Origin of the sequence: Natrarchaeobius chitinivorans (genome assembly GCF_003841505.1) — an archaeon.
Taxonomy (GTDB): domain Archaea; phylum Halobacteriota; class Halobacteria; order Halobacteriales; family Natrialbaceae; genus Natrarchaeobius; species Natrarchaeobius chitinivorans.
On sequence record NZ_REGA01000020.1, the window covers coordinates 1 to 13,713 of the forward strand.

Sequence of the window (13,713 nt, forward strand, 5' to 3'; positions counted from 1 at the left end):
GAGGGTGTCATAGAACTCTTGTCACACCGTGATGATCGTACTTCCCGGATTGTCTCCGCGTTCGTAGTTGGTAATTGCAACGACGAGGCGAAGGCACAGCGCGAGGAACACCTGCGCTCGTGCGTGGACGCGGCCTCGGGCGTGCGTTCGCCCGAGGCCGCAGTCCTTGACTGATTCGTTGGTTCGTTCGACGCCTGTCCGGCGGTTATACGTCTCGTCTAGCGTCGATTGCTTCAGCTGAACGTCCTCGCTGTGTTCCTCGATGCGGTCTTCGACCCTGTACTCGATGTCTTTCGGGTTGTCGGTGTTTCGAGGGTTGTATGGGGCGACTGGCACGACCCCTGCGGCCAGCAGGTGGTCGTGCCAGTCAAGTGTGTCATAGGCGCTGTCTCCAAGCATCCAGATCGGTGTTTCGACGGCGAGCGCGTCACGGGTGACGCGCATCGCCGTCTCTTCTGGCGCTTGTTTGCTCTCGGTGAATTCAGCTGCAATCGGAATCTTCGACCCGGTCGAAACGATCGTGCAGCCGTAGCCGTAGTAGTACTCTTCAGCCGTTGGATCGTAGCATTTCGATGCGTCTGGATCGGCAGGCATCGCTCTCACGTCTGTCGAATCAATCGAGTAGGTCAAGTCGAGCAGGCCCCGCAAGGCGGCCTGCTCGACGAGGTGGTCGAAAATCTCGTCGATGACGTGTTCGAGATCGGTGAGGAAGCGATCGACCGCGTCTCTCGACGGCGGTCGATCGAAGCCACAGCTGAGCCAGACGACTGTGTTGTTCAGTTCTCGCGCAACCGGACGAATGCCGTAGATGTTCTTGTAGTAGCAGTGCAAAAAGGCACGCATCATCTCGGGTGGTTCATGATCTCGTGTTCGCCCCGTCTCCGCCGGGGCGAACACGTCGAACTCTTCGAGAAACTCGAAGGAGAGATGCTCAAACAGCGCTAGCGTCTCGGTTTCCACGACATTGAAGAACGTCTCTACCGTAGGATTCTCTTGCAGGGTCGCTGGGCTCATACCACCTCAGCGTTCACCCTGCTCTCTGGTATGAGAACTGTTCTATGACACCCTCACACAAAAGTTATGCTGTTGGCAGTCGTCGGTTTGGTAAAATGCCGGATGGGGAGCGTGAAAGAACGGTCGCCACGTGTGAATCCTGCGATTCCGCCTATGCTGCCGAGATCTGGAGCAATGGGACGATTCAACCAATTGGCACGAGAACTGGCTGCGAGTGTGGGTCAACGGAGTTCCAAGTTATTGGAGATACATCTGATACCGTCCCCCAAAATGAGGAAATTGACTGATGGATAGTTCGCAATCGTGACAAGCACTCATTTCACGAGCATTGCGCTTATATAATGGACTTTCGACAAAGCTTTCCATCCCTGTCTTTCTTCGCAGTGGCCTCACTAGTCTCTCAAAATATGCAGAGTGGTTGAACAGCAGTAGCACGGAAGATCAGTGGTTGGGACCCTACCGAACTCCGTGCCACATGAGTGTTCGGGGTAGTCCGATATAATCTTACTGTGATTATCTGAGTTAACGGATTGCCGGTGGTAGAACTGCCTAGTCGTTCTGCGTCGAACTGGTGACATCAGGGTACATAGGCCACGGCATCGTAAGGGCACTATGGGCCGAGAACTGGACGAAACCGACAAAGGCATCCTCTACATGCTCCAACGAGAAGCTCGCAACACCACTGCTCAAGAGATCAGTGAGACGGTTGGCGTCTCACCTAGCACCGTTCGTAATCGAATCGATCAGCTCGAATCTGACGGTGTCATCTTGGGGTATCACCCAGAAATTGATTACGAAGCGGCGAATCTCTCCTTACGCGTCCTCTTTGTCTGTACTGCCCCAGCAGTCAGACGGGGAGAGTTAACAGACAAGGTCATGAACGTCCAAGGCGTGATTGATGTCCGCGAAATGATGACCGGACGCCGAAACGTCCACATCGAGATTGTCGCAACGGATACGACCGATATCTCCCGCATTTCGGATGCGATCCATGAACTGGGGCTCGAAGTCGAGAGCTCTGAACTCATGAAACGACGACAGATGCAACCGTTCAATCACTTCCAATTTACGAATTTGGATGAAGGAACCACAGACGGCCCTAATGAGTAACTAGCTGTTATATCCGCAATCTAAAACGGTATTTTTCTTATTTCCACACCAGCTAATTCAGTTTTTGAGGAATACTGCCAATAAATTTGCTGAAATAGCAATACATCAGCCACTAATTAAATAAGATTCACAGTCGTTGAGCGACTCGAATCAGTATGAAGTATATTCGAGAGTGGTCGGTACCACAGGAACTCTCTTGTGCGTGCCGAAACAACAGCGGAGAGAGTACCGGCCACGCCGGTACCATGGTTGGGACCCATGAACGAATTATCTAATCATCAACGAGCGGTCGAATTGCTCCAGCAACTGGGTCTGAAAGAGTACGAGGCGAAGTGCTTCGTTGCCTTATCACGGATGCCAAAGGGAACGGCCAAAGAGATCAGTGAAACCTCTGAGGTTCCTCGAACACGTGTGTACGACGCGATTCGCGTGTTGGAAACAAAAGGACTCGTGGAGATCCAGCACTCGAATCCCCAGCAGTTTTGGGCCGTCCCGATCGATGAGGGAGCCGAGACACTCCGTCAAGAGTACGAATCACGGACGAAGACACTCATCGAGGCAGTCGAAGGGATCAACCCAGTGCCAGCAGGTGATGACGAAGAAGTGTCACACGAGGTCTGGGCGTTGACGGGACAGACCGCAATCGCAACTCGAACACAACAATTCATCGATGGGGCTGGAGAGGAGATCATGTTCGTCGTTGGCCGTGAAGAGGTTCTCACGAAGGAGTTAGTCACGCATCTTCAAGCAGCCCAGGAGACGGGGATCACGGTCGTCGTCGGAACCGTTTCTGAACATCTCCGTGAGACCGTTCAGGAGGCGCTCCCCGACGCCCACGTGTTCGTCTCCGAACTGGAGTGGCTGAAGAATAATCCGACCGACAGCACCGACGACACGACGATCAGCCGACTGATCCTGATCGACCGCAACACGATTCTCGTCAGTTCGGTACACGAGGGTGCTTCGAATGCGGCTGAAACTGAGAGAGCGGTGTTCGGCAGGGGCTTCACCAATGGTTTAGTCGTCATCGCCCGGCGGCTGATGGCGACGGGCTTGGAGACAGGTGCTGATCCCAAGCTGTTCGAGGGAGACTAACCAGCACCCCCAGTATTCAACCGGTCAGGGAATCGGTCGCTCGTGGCACGATGCGATACAGTGAGCTACCTCTGGAGTATGTCACTGTCCTGGAGGCCCTCGTGATGTGCAGCCAGCAGTTCCAGGGTAGGTTCGATTTCGTCGAAACGCGGCCCCCGTTCGACGCGATCCGTCCCGTGACTCCATTCGATAAACCCGTAGTCGGCTAATTTGGGCAGATGAACGTGGTCATATTCAATACGATTTGTCTCATCAACGAGTGCGGTGTCAGGTGGCGTGTCGAGGTCACTCAGTACCTGTGTTCGGGGGATGTTCTCCAATAAGGCAAATAACAGGTGCCGCCGATGTACGTTCGACAGTACAGCGTATAAATCATCGTGGATCTTTTTCATGTTCAGGTGAGTCTACAGTCGGAAATCTCTCAAACCCACTAACATTTCACTCAGGGTCGAGTTTTGATTAACTGGGTGAATCGGATCGCTGTTCAGTTCGTGGATTTATGAGTGGGTTATTTAGTTCAGGTGACTTGAAGGAAGCAACGTTGGATTGCTGTACCAATTCTCTCTTGCATTTCCGTTCTACCAGCTACTGGCAGGTCGGGTGAAGTGTGCAAGAGAGGAGAAGGAGTTATCACAGAAGCTGTACCGATCAATTGTCTATCATAATTGCCAACCGGAACTGCTCGAATGACCGAATCACTTCAACAAATTCACCGGGGTCAACTGGTTTTTCGAGGACTGCGTCTTCATCTGCATCGTCATTGAGATCACGGGATTCAATCAGGCCCTCATCCAGCCCGGTCAGGACGATCACGGGAACATGACCTAGTTCGGGGTGATGTTTGATCTCGTGGAGAACGTCCTCACCGGCCACTTTCGGCAGATTCAGGTCAAGCAGTACGATATCCGGTCGGCGAGCATCCTCGTACTCTCCACGTTGATAGATGAAGTCGAGTGCTGCTTGGCCATCGCTGACGGTGTTGAGTGTATTTCCGATGTTACCGTCTGAGAGGGCTTCTTCGATGAGACGAATATCACCGGGGTTGTCTTCCACCAATAGTATCACCGCCTCAGTTGACTCATCACTCATGGTGTAATGATCTGGGTTAATGGCCATAAGCGATTCGGTGAAGTACCTACTACGCAGACATTCAAGGTTTCAGTATCAACAATTTCTGGCGATTAGTGATCAATAAGCAGACATAGTTACCGAATCGCCTGTTTCAGTTTCAGGTTCGAGACTAAATAAAGAAATCACGCTACTATTTACTGACAACGTAACTAATATTCTAGTTCATCACAGGGAGTTCAACTGATTGTAACCAGAAATCACGGAGTGACTGTACCAACTCAATGAATTCATCTGGATCCACTGGCTTCGTCAGATACGCATTTGCACCGCACTCGTACGCTTGACGAATATCTTCGTCTGCCTGAGAACTCGTCAGGATAATCACGGGGATACACGATAGGTCTACGTCATCGTCAAGCTCACATAATACATCGATCCCGTTGACCTGGGGGAGGTTCAAATCAAGTAGTATGAGATCAGGGGGCGGGGCGTCCGTATACTCACCTCGCTGATGGACGAAGTCCAATGCTTCTCTTCCATCCGTGACAACACGGATTTTTTGATCGAATTCTACCCTTCGCATCGCTTCTCGCAAAAGTCGAACGTCACCGTGGTTGTCTTCGACAAGCAGAATATCAAACGGTGAGTTAGTGCCTGCGGAGGATACTCTCTTACTCATGCTTTAATTTCTTTCATAAGAAGTTGTTGCTGTAGATCGTTCCAGGGAACCGAGGAAGTATCTACAGTGTCAATTGAGTGTCCCGTATCGACGAAGTGATTCACTGCTTTACGGGATTGGTCATCTTGATCTGTGCCGTCAATTTCGCTCGTGTACCAGTCGCAGTGGAGGCAGTATTTCATTTTGGGGTTTCTTCGGGCGGCTGCTGTTGCCAGTTGTTCCGGCATTTCGGCTCACAGAACGTGAGCACGTGCGATTCGTCGTTTTTAACGATGAGTGCGGGATGCCAATCGTCTGTCTGGATCACCTCACCACAGTACTCACATCTCGTAACTGATTCCCCTGTGTTGTGTGTCTCCATATGAATCAGTCCACGCTCGTTGGATTACCCTGTGACTCTGTCCGAGCCCCACGGGCGGTCACATCTACAGTTCCATCTGCGGAGACAGTCACTTCGCAGCCGGCGTACTCGAAGGCCACTGATCCCGTGGTACGATGAGAGCCCGTGTTCGTTGGTTCGAACAGCGCATTAAGACTCTCTGGGTCGATGACGTTGAAGAGCGGGTCAAGATCGAACGGGTCAGTATCTACCTCTTCTGCGACCGCGTGTGTTACTCGCTGACTGACTGGTGCTGATTCAGGGAGCGTGAAGGTTGACTGTGACATCTACACTCCCACTTACGGACCTCAACAGGTAGGGGTTGCCAGTATTACGTTACTCCGGGGACTGAGAAGGGGCTATGATCATAGTCCTACTCGGCCTCGTCTTCGTAGACCATCGAAAGGAACTCGTCTTCGCTTGCTCGGATATGACGGCTCACAGTCGGTTGCGCAATCCCGAGAATATCTGCTAACTCTCCCGATTTCGTCTCGCGTGGCCATTCAAAGTACCCTGCATAGTACGCCGTTTGCAAGACTTCGTCTTGGCGCTCGGTGAGTCGGTCTCTATATTCTGCTTCGAATTCTTGGGCGGTCATGATCGGTTCGTCGTATTCCCGGCGAGCAACCAGATCGACATCCCCGAGACGCTCTTCTAAGAGTGCATCAAATGCGCGCGGATCGGCACTTCGTGGAATACGGATCACAATCCGTGTCGAATCGGAATCGGCAACCGCATCAATAACCATCGCTCCACGTTGAAGGAGTTGCGACCAAACGGTCGATTCTTCCAAGACACACTCGAACAAACACTCTTCATCACGGTCGGTAAGCAGCCGGAGATTCGATATATCGGACTGGTTGTCAGCCCATTTGACTACCTCTTGCGGGTCGCCTCCCTTATTAGCAAAGAACATGGTTGTTCTGCCATCACGACGTTCAACAAGGTTTTCGAGGTGGAATTCACCCGCCACTTCGGTCGTCATAGCGAACAGTGAATCCGTCCTCTCGTGAACCTCAAACGCAAGTTCGACGGATTGCTCGCTCGTGAACGCCTGCCTTCGTTCCTCCGCATTCAAAGCGTATCCGATCATCTCACCAAATTCCTGAAGCACAGCGACTTCTAACTGATCAAAGACACCTGACTCTGTGGCGTAGAGCGATAATATTCCGTATAGCGTGTCCTGATGGACGACTGGAACTGCAATAGTTGATCGGTATCCGTGCTGGATCGCTGATTGTCGCCACGATTCGAACGGCGGGTCCTCTTGGATACTATTATCCACCTGCGGTGTTCGGTCGTGAATTGCATGCCCAATCGGCTCGTGATCGGTCTCTGTCAACTCTTCATCGACCGTGATTGTGACCCCATCGAGGTACGTATCACCGTTCCCAGCAAAGGCCTCCGGAACGACTTCGTTACTCCCAGGATCAAGCGCCCCAAACCACGCGAATTCGTACGGCTCAGATGCTGCAAGTCTCGTACAAATCTCCTCAGTGATCTCCGGACGGGTATGAGAGTTTGTAAGCACCTTCGTGAGGTCTCGAATGTCGTTGTTGAGCCGTTGGACGCGGTCTAATGCCTGCGTCTCCTCTTCAAGTTCTTCTTTTTCCTCTTCAAGTTCGTGTTCACGGCTAATACGGTCGAGCGCTGCGTAGGTGTTTGAAACGAGAAGATTCGCCAGTGCAGTGTCCGACTCGCTGAACGCTTGAGCGTCAGTTGCACCGACTATGAAGACACCATGTGATCCGATAGAGTGAATAAGGACACTCTGAAGCGGTGTTTTCTCTGTGTCAGTCTCATCGCTGGCTGAAAGGTCTTGGATTACCTGTGTCTCTTGTTTGGCGAATACACTCCATGGAAGCGACCGATCATCCCTAAACAATCGCCCGTCAGTCGTCAGATTATCTACCTCAGACGCCCAAGAACACGGTTCGAGACGACCAGCTTCGTCATCGTATAATTCAATCGCTACAATCGGTTGCTCGAATAGTGTGCTGGCAGCGGTAACTGTGGAGTCACAGATGGTACTCGAAGAGTCAGCAGTTTTGTGTTCACGCGAAAGATGAGTTAATGCTTTCAGCTGTGTTTCCAGAAAGCGGTGGTCAGTTATATCACGGATAATCGCAGAGACGTATTGGGAATCATCGCCTTCGAAGGCAGAGAAGACGACGTCTAGGAAGAGTTTATGACCCTCACTATGGCGACCTCGAAGTTGAACCGTCTGTGTGCTCTGATGCTCACCTGAATTAGGTACGTGAGCTTCGATCTCAGACTGATCCGTCTCATCAGTGTTTTCCGAAAGTAACTCGCTAAAGGGCTTCCCAATAAGTGTATCTGGTGAATGCCCAAATATGTCTTCCACGTACGGGTTTGCGTACTGGATCGTTTCGTCAGAAGAGACGATGAGAACCCCGGTATTTGCGGTCTGAACAAGGCGTTCAAAATGTCGTTCGTCGGAGGAGTGATTCGAAGTCAATAGAGGATTCTCGCCAGCATTCGGCTTGAATATTTGGCTTGAATTCTGTCTTCTTATCCAACAACTGGGGCAAGGTGACTTCAGAACAGCAACCAGAAGGAGATCTCTGTGAAGGCCTTTCGATGGGCACATAGACCATAGTACCGTGGGAAGGATAGTGACAGATGAGTTTTACTTCTGTGTCAAAGGATTAGATGCTTTAGACACTATTATAACCACTATCGACCGAATAAAGCGCTCAATGGCCGAACGCCAGCTGAGGAGGTGCTGAACTAGACAGTTCCCTCATACCGTTCATGGAGAAATTTAATGATTCATACCTATTAATAACAAAATTGGTTGTCAGTATCGTTAACATCTTTGACCCTCCACGTGAGGGCAATGTCAGCGAGGTATTCGGTTCGTTTCTGTATCTACTCGATCGAACAGTTACTGTTTGAGTCTACGATACACTACGTCATCTTGTAGGTACTATCCATCCGGAAGGTACTGTCGACGTTGTTCGAGTTTTTCTCGAGCAGACCGTTGATCGTAATGTCGCTCCAGTACGTCCATCCCAACGTCCATTCGATCACTCACGATGCGTTCAGGGGTATCTGACTGGAGATGATGCGTGATGGACCCCCGACGAACGGGATGCGGGCTCAGTGCTGACGGACACTTGTGAGCATACTCTGTCGGGTGTGCTTCGCACTTGCCGATATTCCGGTCGTGTGGACACTTGTTCTCGTATACACACGGGCGCGTATACTGGTACGCGATCGTTCGTCCGCGATTGCGGCTGAGGCGACTACGCTTCGTCGCAAATAGCGGAGTTCGACCGTAGTCATCGACTACCCCTGGATGGTTGACCTCGAGCCAGTCGTCCAGGACCAGACAGACGCGATCATTCAACGCAACCAGCCGCTCGCTTTTCGAGCCGTTCTTGAGAGAGGTTCCCTCGTCTGGTCTGTGGACTAACGCTAGGTATTGATCGTCGGGTCTGTAGTCCTCGACATCGATTCCGGTCGCAGCACCGATTCGAAGCCCGGTATGCCAGAGTACCTCGAGCAGCGCGTGCTCGAGTCTTGCATATCGGTACCGCTCGAGATGGTCCAGAATCTTCTGAGCGCGATCCCTGCTGAGTAACTTGTCGCGTGCGTCATCAGCTGTGGTCGTCGGTAGGATGATTTTCTCATCGAGTCCTGCTTGCACTGCATCGATACTCGCACAGAACCGGAGGAAGACACGTAAGGTCGCCAGTTGTCCTTTCATGGATGCAGTGGCGAGTTCGTCTTCGTTCCGTCGTTTGACTCGGAATCTGTGGATATCGCGTGCGGAGAACTCGTTCAGGTTGTCAATCTCCTCGTTTTCACACCACTGTACGAACTGCTTGAGCCGGTAGTCATGTGATTGCAGGGTTGCATCCGCGAGTTCCTGTTGCCGTTCATCGAGGTACATCTGCTTGGCCGTCTCCGGGCCAAGCGGTTCGAGTTCGGTTGTCATGTCGTCTCACTCACGAAGGCAGAAGACAGCAATCTCTGAACAAGCATGTTAGCGCTTGTCTGGTCGCCTAACAGCTAGCTGATGGCCCCGAAGATTTTGGATGTTCCCCGTCAGGGCCCATTCACTCACCCCACGATTCCTATTCGAAACGGAATCGTACGTTATTCTGGCTCTCGAGTCCTGAGCGGCGCATTTCGAAGATCCGTCGAGGCGGGTTCTGATTCGGATCCCAACCACGGACTCGACGCACCCCCTCGCTGTCGGGCGAATTTTGTAGCCGAAACGAGGTGGTCGCTGTGACGCTCGAGGAACTGCTGGCCGATCTTGACAGCAACGAGCTACACCGTCGAATTCAGTCACGCCCACAGCCCACGTCAGACCGCGAATTCCGCTGCTCTGAGTGCCAAGCCCGGTGTACTCGACTCACCGACGGACATTCGGAAGCCGGTCACAAATCATGGTGCTCACGGCGGTTACAGCGGACGGGAGCGGAACGCCGACCGCCGATGCTCACGGACGGGGGTGAACGCGAGTGAGTTCCCGAATCTCGGCCCTCGAGAGTCCGAAAGCGAGTGGCGATGCGCTCGAGGCGCACCTGATTCAGTCCATCGACGCCCTCGAGTACGTCGGTGACCGGACCGCAACGTGGCATGATGCCCGAACGACGACGCTTCTCGAACCAGCCGAGAGCCTGCCGTTCTACGGAATTGTGGTCGTCGAACCGGGCGTTCCGGTCGAAATCAAAGGGTGCCAGATAGAGACGAGCAACGGGAGCGGATCGACGCGCGGGCGGTTCTACGTCAAGCGTGAGGCACATTCCCGGTTGCTCGAGGCGGGCGGGATGTACCTGTTCGTCGTCTACATTCCGCGGCCCGGACTCCCCCAGGGGTTGGACGTTCGAAGAATCTATTTCCCGAATATGAACACGAACGCGAGTCGGCCGTGTTCATATTCGGCTGGTTTCCATCGTGATGGCCGGGGTGTCCGCCCCGATCGGCCGCCTTCCGCTTCGCTCTTTATAACTGACCACCGAGTGAGTGACCGGAAAAATCTAGGATTTGTGGCTCGAGTTCACGAGCATGGTCCGAAACCAGACGCCCGGATCGGTTCGAATCCGAACCGACGGGGGTGACGAGTGGCGATACGACGCCATCGAGAAGGCCGCGACGTTCTACGACTGCAACCGATCGAACGCCGTCGCGTTCGCTTGCGAAGACGTCGACACGCTCGTCCGTGCGGCCCGCCACGTCCTCGAGTGGGACGACCTGGCTCGAGAACAGCGCCGGGAGATCGCCGAGACGCTCTCGATTCGAGCCGTTACCTTCGACGTCGACACCTCGATCACGGTCACGCGAAAGGGCGGCGAATAACATCCTATTGACGTCACCAGCAGGCTTTTGCAACTAGCACCTGTATGCTCGAGTATGAGTCTCACCACCGACGACTTCGCTGAGTTCATGGGCGGTGATCCTGACGACGACGAAGAGGTTCCACTCGGTGACGCGCTCGAGGAGCTGGCCGTAGACATTGACGTGGATTCCGTCAAGGCGGTCCGTGACGTCCGCGAGTGAGATTGTTTTTCGGCACAAACGTCATTGTCGCAGCGGTTACTCGGGACACTGAGCGGTCCGAAACTGCCGTCACAGCACTCAACGAATGTGATGACACCTATACCTCCATGATCAACCTCATGGAGCTTCGTACTGTCCTCGCGAAAAAGAAACGGATCGAACGGGATCGAGTCCACCAAATCGAGCAACGAGTCGCATCCCGAACGACGGTAACGTTTCCCGACGCCTCCGACCTGATCGAAGCGAATCGGCTCCAAGAAGAGACGCTACTGTATCCGATGGATGCGATGGTTCTCTCAGCGGCGAACGCAGTCGATGCGACACTCGTTACCTTCGACAGTGAGCTTCGAGAGTACGGAGCGAAAGCACCGCACGAAGTGGTATGAACCCGATTCTGATTAGAAGACGCCCGAAATACTGATTTTCGCTTGCTCGGTCCCACGGTGGTCACCGCCACCATGCCACTGGAGCAATGGGAGGTTCGACGCCTTTACCATCTTATCCTTGACAATCGTGCAGCCAGAGCGTCCGTGCGGTCGATAGACAACGAAACAGTACCAGCCGTCAGCCTGTCGGAGCCGATCGTGGTACGCCCGATAGATTTTGAAGTTTCCCGGCTGGCCGTCGCTGTGCTCGAGCATGGTGCTCTTAATCTCAACCGGCGTTCCGTTCTGAAAGCGGGCATCGTGCCCCGACGATCGCTCGAGAGTGAAGCGCCGCTTCTTGGACATCCGCTTCTCGCAGATCGTACCGAAGTGGTTCGCTCGTTTCGAACGATTCACGCAGACCACGCGCTACGCGCGACGTTATATATCAACTCCTCCGAGTGCAACGCCGTCCGCCCATCGGACGCGTCGCGACCGTCGGGAGCGAGCGATGGGCATGGGGGGATGGGCTGTACTGTAACGGGGGGTGTGTAACCGTAACTAGCTAACCACCCCGGCGCTGTCATCCGATTACCCCCTCGACCTTGCCAAGCGTCTCAGTGTGCAGACCCTCGTTCCGGTATTCGTTCCACCGAGAATTGACCCACCCGTGGCTGTATGGCACGAACCGAGCGGTTTCACGGTCCGTCATGCCGTCCTCTTTGCACCGAATTACCGTCCAGATCGCCGTCATCTTGGCCGCTTCGTCGGCCTCGAGATCATCGGTTTCCTCGCCGTAGGCCGACCACGACCAGTCAGACGCCTCTTTCGTGTTGTATCGGAAGTCCGTCGGTGGGATGCCCTCGACCTGACCCTCGATATCGGCGAGTTCGGCGTTCCGAATCGCGTCGGCGATGACGGCTTTCTTCTTCGAGACTTTCTTGACGATCGTCCCGACGCGCCACAGCATCGGATGGACCGATCGCTCGCCGTGAGCGATGTAGATCAGCGCGCCACCGTACTTGCGGATCTTGTAGACGAGCGGAGCCATCTTCTGCCGAGTTTCGTAGCCCTGTTTGCCGGTTCCGCTGGCTGAACTCGAGAACTCATCCCCGGCCTCCACGCGAATATCGAACCGTGGTCCTCTCGTCGTACTTAGGGGGTCGGCTGCGGTCACTCGCAGATGCAGTCCTGGGTCCGCGTCAATTGAACGATCTCGTCGTGAAGTTGCACCGCGAGTCCGTGGATCGTCCGCGCCCGGTACTCGCCGGCGACGCCGGTCCGATAGTAGGATTCCGACCGGTTCTCGCGCCAAAGTTCCTCGAGTCGGTCGGCGACGTCCCGCGAGAAAAGACCGGCCCTGACCCCTAGCTCGTACACCTCGGTGTGGCGCTGGCCGGCAACGTCGTACCCTTTCTCCTCGACGTAGAACTGGATCGAGCGTTCGATCGCGACGAACGAACTCTCGATGATGACGGTGAAGTGACCGTTTCGATCGAGCAAGAAGCCGGCGGCGTCGAGGAGGCGACACGACTTCCGCAACTGGAGGACGGCCGGATCGGAGACGTGTTCGAGTCCGACCTCCGGGTTCTCTGGCTTCCGCTGGAACGCGTCTTCAGCGTCCGCAAGCGCCGCCTCGAGGTCCGTCGACGTCATTCGTCCACCCCGAAGACGTCACGCTTCACCCGCCGGAACGTCTCGCTTTCGAGGAGGGGAATCCCCTCCTGCAGGACGGGCCGTAAATCCTCGCCGCGCTTGCGGGCGCTCTCGGGCGACTCGACGAAGACCTCGATCTCGTACCGATCGCCGTCGATCGGTTCGTCCTCCAGGTCCCGAACGATATCCGAGACGGTTCGTCGCGCCGAAACCGGATCCTCGTCCTCGTCGACGAGGACGAAGACGTCGATGTCGCTCGCGCGGTCCGCCTCGCCGCGCGCCACGCTGCCGAAGCAGAGGATTCCGGCGACCGGGGGCACTTCGTCGTCCACTCGCTCGACGAATCGTTCGAGCGGCTCGCGAAACTCCGCCTGTGGAATTTCGAGAAGCGGCTCGTCGGCGTCGCGAAGCCGGCGCTCGTCGATCCGGTAGAGGGTCCGATTCCCGGCGTCGCGCCTGACGACGAGCCCCATCGACTCGAGGAGGGTGAGCGCCTTCGAGACGCTGGGGCCGCCGTACCCGGTCAGCTGTTGAAGATTTCGGTTCGAAAACTCCTCGGACGGGTTACGGGCGAGTATCTCGAGCGCCTCGTCCATCGCTGCGTACCGAAAGACCTGATCGTCCGGGAGCGGTAGTCGTACTTCTACGGCCATCTGTTACACCTCATGTAACGCGTTATGCCACATATAATCACCGCTAGATCGAGGGGTGAACGCGTGAACGGCGGGAAGCGAAGAGTTGCGATCGGAACGGAAAACGAACTCGAATTACGGGCGCGATCCGCTCGTGGTCTCGCCGCGGAACGTTAA

At 54.5% G+C, this 13,713-nt stretch carries 18 protein-coding genes and 1 pseudogene; 7 read left to right on the forward strand and 12 right to left on the reverse strand.

The genetic code is table 11. From position 1 onward, the window contains the following. Nucleotides 1-21: 21 nt before the first annotated feature. Nucleotides 22-1,014: a transposase gene (locus tag EA473_RS18060; protein WP_124197049.1), complete on the reverse strand. Its 993-nt coding sequence runs from the start codon at nucleotides 1,012-1,014 to the stop codon at nucleotides 22-24. Nucleotides 1,015-1,626: 612 nt separating this feature from the next. Here EA473_RS18060 and EA473_RS18070 point away from each other — a divergent pair. Together EA473_RS18070 and EA473_RS18075 are read left to right on the forward strand one after the other, a co-directional pair. Then, nucleotides 1,627-2,124, forward strand: a complete 498-nt coding sequence (locus EA473_RS18070) for an Lrp/AsnC family transcriptional regulator (protein ID WP_124197051.1) — start codon at nucleotides 1,627-1,629, stop codon at nucleotides 2,122-2,124. Nucleotides 2,125-2,418: 294 nt separating this feature from the next. Next, nucleotides 2,419-3,219, forward strand: a complete 801-nt coding sequence (locus EA473_RS18075; protein WP_124197052.1) for a TrmB family transcriptional regulator — start codon at nucleotides 2,419-2,421, stop codon at nucleotides 3,217-3,219. 65 nt (nucleotides 3,220-3,284) lie between these two features. On the opposite strand, the gene EA473_RS18080 is transcribed toward EA473_RS18075, so the two are convergent. From EA473_RS18080 to EA473_RS18105, 6 genes are all read right to left on the reverse strand, one after another. Further along, nucleotides 3,285-3,539 carry a hypothetical protein gene (locus tag EA473_RS18080; RefSeq protein ID WP_243645299.1) on the reverse strand — a complete coding sequence of 85 codons (255 nt, stop codon included), beginning with the start codon at nucleotides 3,537-3,539 and terminating at the stop codon, nucleotides 3,285-3,287. Nucleotides 3,540-3,867: 328 nt separating this feature from the next. Next, on the reverse strand, nucleotides 3,868-4,308 hold the full coding sequence (locus EA473_RS18085) for a response regulator (protein WP_124197053.1): 441 nt from the start codon (nucleotides 4,306-4,308) through the stop codon (nucleotides 3,868-3,870). Between the two features lie 199 nt (nucleotides 4,309-4,507). Then, nucleotides 4,508-4,969: a response regulator gene (locus EA473_RS18090; protein ID WP_124197054.1), complete on the reverse strand. Its 462-nt coding sequence runs from the start codon at nucleotides 4,967-4,969 to the stop codon at nucleotides 4,508-4,510. A 178-nt stretch (nucleotides 4,970-5,147) separates the two neighbouring features. After that, nucleotides 5,148-5,330 carry a DUF7576 family protein gene (locus tag EA473_RS23410; RefSeq protein WP_449289218.1) on the reverse strand — a complete coding sequence of 61 codons (183 nt, stop codon included), beginning with the start codon at nucleotides 5,328-5,330 and terminating at the stop codon, nucleotides 5,148-5,150. Nucleotides 5,331-5,335: 5 nt separating this feature from the next. After that, nucleotides 5,336-5,635 carry a HalOD1 output domain-containing protein gene (locus EA473_RS18100; protein ID WP_124197056.1) on the reverse strand — a complete coding sequence of 100 codons (300 nt, stop codon included), beginning with the start codon at nucleotides 5,633-5,635 and terminating at the stop codon, nucleotides 5,336-5,338. An 86-nt stretch (nucleotides 5,636-5,721) separates the two neighbouring features. Further along, nucleotides 5,722-7,827 carry a bacterio-opsin activator domain-containing protein gene (locus EA473_RS18105; RefSeq protein ID WP_165875323.1) on the reverse strand — a complete coding sequence of 702 codons (2,106 nt, stop codon included), beginning with the start codon at nucleotides 7,825-7,827 and terminating at the stop codon, nucleotides 5,722-5,724. 189 nt (nucleotides 7,828-8,016) lie between these two features. On the opposite strand from EA473_RS18105, the pseudogene EA473_RS18110 reads away from it, so the two are divergent. Next, nucleotides 8,017-8,103: pseudogene (locus tag EA473_RS18110) on the forward strand (IS6 family transposase); the annotation flags it as partial. A 195-nt stretch (nucleotides 8,104-8,298) separates the two neighbouring features. Here EA473_RS18110 and EA473_RS18115 read toward each other — a convergent pair. After that, nucleotides 8,299-9,312, reverse strand: a complete 1,014-nt coding sequence (locus EA473_RS18115; RefSeq protein WP_124197058.1) for a tyrosine-type recombinase/integrase — start codon at nucleotides 9,310-9,312, stop codon at nucleotides 8,299-8,301. 532 nt (nucleotides 9,313-9,844) lie between these two features. On the opposite strand from EA473_RS18115, the gene EA473_RS22845 reads away from it, so the two are divergent. Genes EA473_RS22845 through EA473_RS18130 form a run of 4 tightly spaced genes read left to right on the forward strand, consistent with a single transcriptional unit; the run spans nucleotide 9,845 to nucleotide 11,269 of the window. Next, on the forward strand, nucleotides 9,845-10,444 hold the full coding sequence (locus EA473_RS22845; RefSeq protein WP_243645300.1) for a hypothetical protein: 600 nt from the start codon (nucleotides 9,845-9,847) through the stop codon (nucleotides 10,442-10,444). Further along, the gene (locus EA473_RS18125) at nucleotides 10,392-10,682 is read left to right on the forward strand and encodes a DUF7692 domain-containing protein (protein ID WP_124197059.1); all 291 of its coding nucleotides are present in this window, start codon (nucleotides 10,392-10,394) and stop codon (nucleotides 10,680-10,682) included. The genes EA473_RS22845 and EA473_RS18125 overlap by 53 nt, the downstream gene beginning before the upstream one ends. A 54-nt stretch (nucleotides 10,683-10,736) precedes the next feature. Next, the gene (locus EA473_RS22410; protein ID WP_165875324.1) at nucleotides 10,737-10,883 is read left to right on the forward strand and encodes a hypothetical protein; all 147 of its coding nucleotides are present in this window, start codon (nucleotides 10,737-10,739) and stop codon (nucleotides 10,881-10,883) included. After that, on the forward strand, nucleotides 10,880-11,269 hold the full coding sequence (locus tag EA473_RS18130; protein WP_124197060.1) for a type II toxin-antitoxin system VapC family toxin: 390 nt from the start codon (nucleotides 10,880-10,882) through the stop codon (nucleotides 11,267-11,269). The genes EA473_RS22410 and EA473_RS18130 overlap by 4 nt, the downstream gene beginning before the upstream one ends. A 12-nt stretch (nucleotides 11,270-11,281) precedes the next feature. Here the strand turns inward: EA473_RS18130 and EA473_RS18135 are convergent, their stop codons facing one another. The 4 genes from EA473_RS18135 to EA473_RS18150 all read right to left on the reverse strand — a co-directional run bounded on the left by EA473_RS18135 (nucleotide 11,282) and on the right by EA473_RS18150 (nucleotide 13,557). Further along, nucleotides 11,282-11,665, reverse strand: coding sequence for a hypothetical protein (locus EA473_RS18135; RefSeq protein WP_124197061.1), 384 nt, complete (start codon nucleotides 11,663-11,665; stop codon nucleotides 11,282-11,284). A 166-nt stretch (nucleotides 11,666-11,831) separates the two neighbouring features. Beyond that, a complete protein-coding gene (locus EA473_RS18140; protein WP_243645301.1) occupies nucleotides 11,832-12,371 on the reverse strand; it encodes a hypothetical protein in 540 nt (179 codons plus the stop codon). 50 nt (nucleotides 12,372-12,421) lie between these two features. Further along, nucleotides 12,422-12,904, reverse strand: a complete 483-nt coding sequence (locus EA473_RS18145; protein ID WP_124197062.1) for a hypothetical protein — start codon at nucleotides 12,902-12,904, stop codon at nucleotides 12,422-12,424. Further along, on the reverse strand, nucleotides 12,901-13,557 hold the full coding sequence (locus EA473_RS18150; RefSeq protein ID WP_124197063.1) for a nucleotidyltransferase domain-containing protein: 657 nt from the start codon (nucleotides 13,555-13,557) through the stop codon (nucleotides 12,901-12,903). The genes EA473_RS18145 and EA473_RS18150 overlap by 4 nt, the downstream gene beginning before the upstream one ends. Between the last annotated feature and the right edge of the window lie 156 nt (nucleotides 13,558-13,713).

Excerpts from the sequence above, each read along its gene's own strand:
- EA473_RS18060 (WP_124197049.1), bottom strand. The coding sequence starts at position 1,014 with ATGAGCCCAGCGACCCTGCAAGAGAATCCTACGGTAGAGACGTTCTTC.
- EA473_RS18070 (WP_124197051.1), top strand. The coding sequence starts at position 1,627 with ATGGGCCGAGAACTGGACGAAACCGACAAAGGCATCCTCTACATGCTC.
- EA473_RS18085 (WP_124197053.1), bottom strand. The coding sequence starts at position 4,308 with ATGAGTGATGAGTCAACTGAGGCGGTGATACTATTGGTGGAAGACAAC.
- EA473_RS18090 (WP_124197054.1), bottom strand. The coding sequence starts at position 4,969 with ATGAGTAAGAGAGTATCCTCCGCAGGCACTAACTCACCGTTTGATATT.
- EA473_RS23410 (WP_449289218.1), bottom strand. The coding sequence starts at position 5,330 with ATGGAGACACACAACACAGGGGAATCAGTTACGAGATGTGAGTACTGT.
- EA473_RS18100 (WP_124197056.1), bottom strand. The coding sequence starts at position 5,635 with ATGTCACAGTCAACCTTCACGCTCCCTGAATCAGCACCAGTCAGTCAG.
- EA473_RS18115 (WP_124197058.1), bottom strand. The coding sequence starts at position 9,312 with ATGACAACCGAACTCGAACCGCTTGGCCCGGAGACGGCCAAGCAGATG.
- EA473_RS18125 (WP_124197059.1), top strand. The coding sequence starts at position 10,392 with ATGGTCCGAAACCAGACGCCCGGATCGGTTCGAATCCGAACCGACGGG.
- EA473_RS22410 (WP_165875324.1), top strand. The coding sequence starts at position 10,737 with ATGAGTCTCACCACCGACGACTTCGCTGAGTTCATGGGCGGTGATCCT.
- EA473_RS18145 (WP_124197062.1), bottom strand. The coding sequence starts at position 12,904 with ATGACGTCGACGGACCTCGAGGCGGCGCTTGCGGACGCTGAAGACGCG.
- EA473_RS18150 (WP_124197063.1), bottom strand. The coding sequence starts at position 13,557 with ATGGCCGTAGAAGTACGACTACCGCTCCCGGACGATCAGGTCTTTCGG.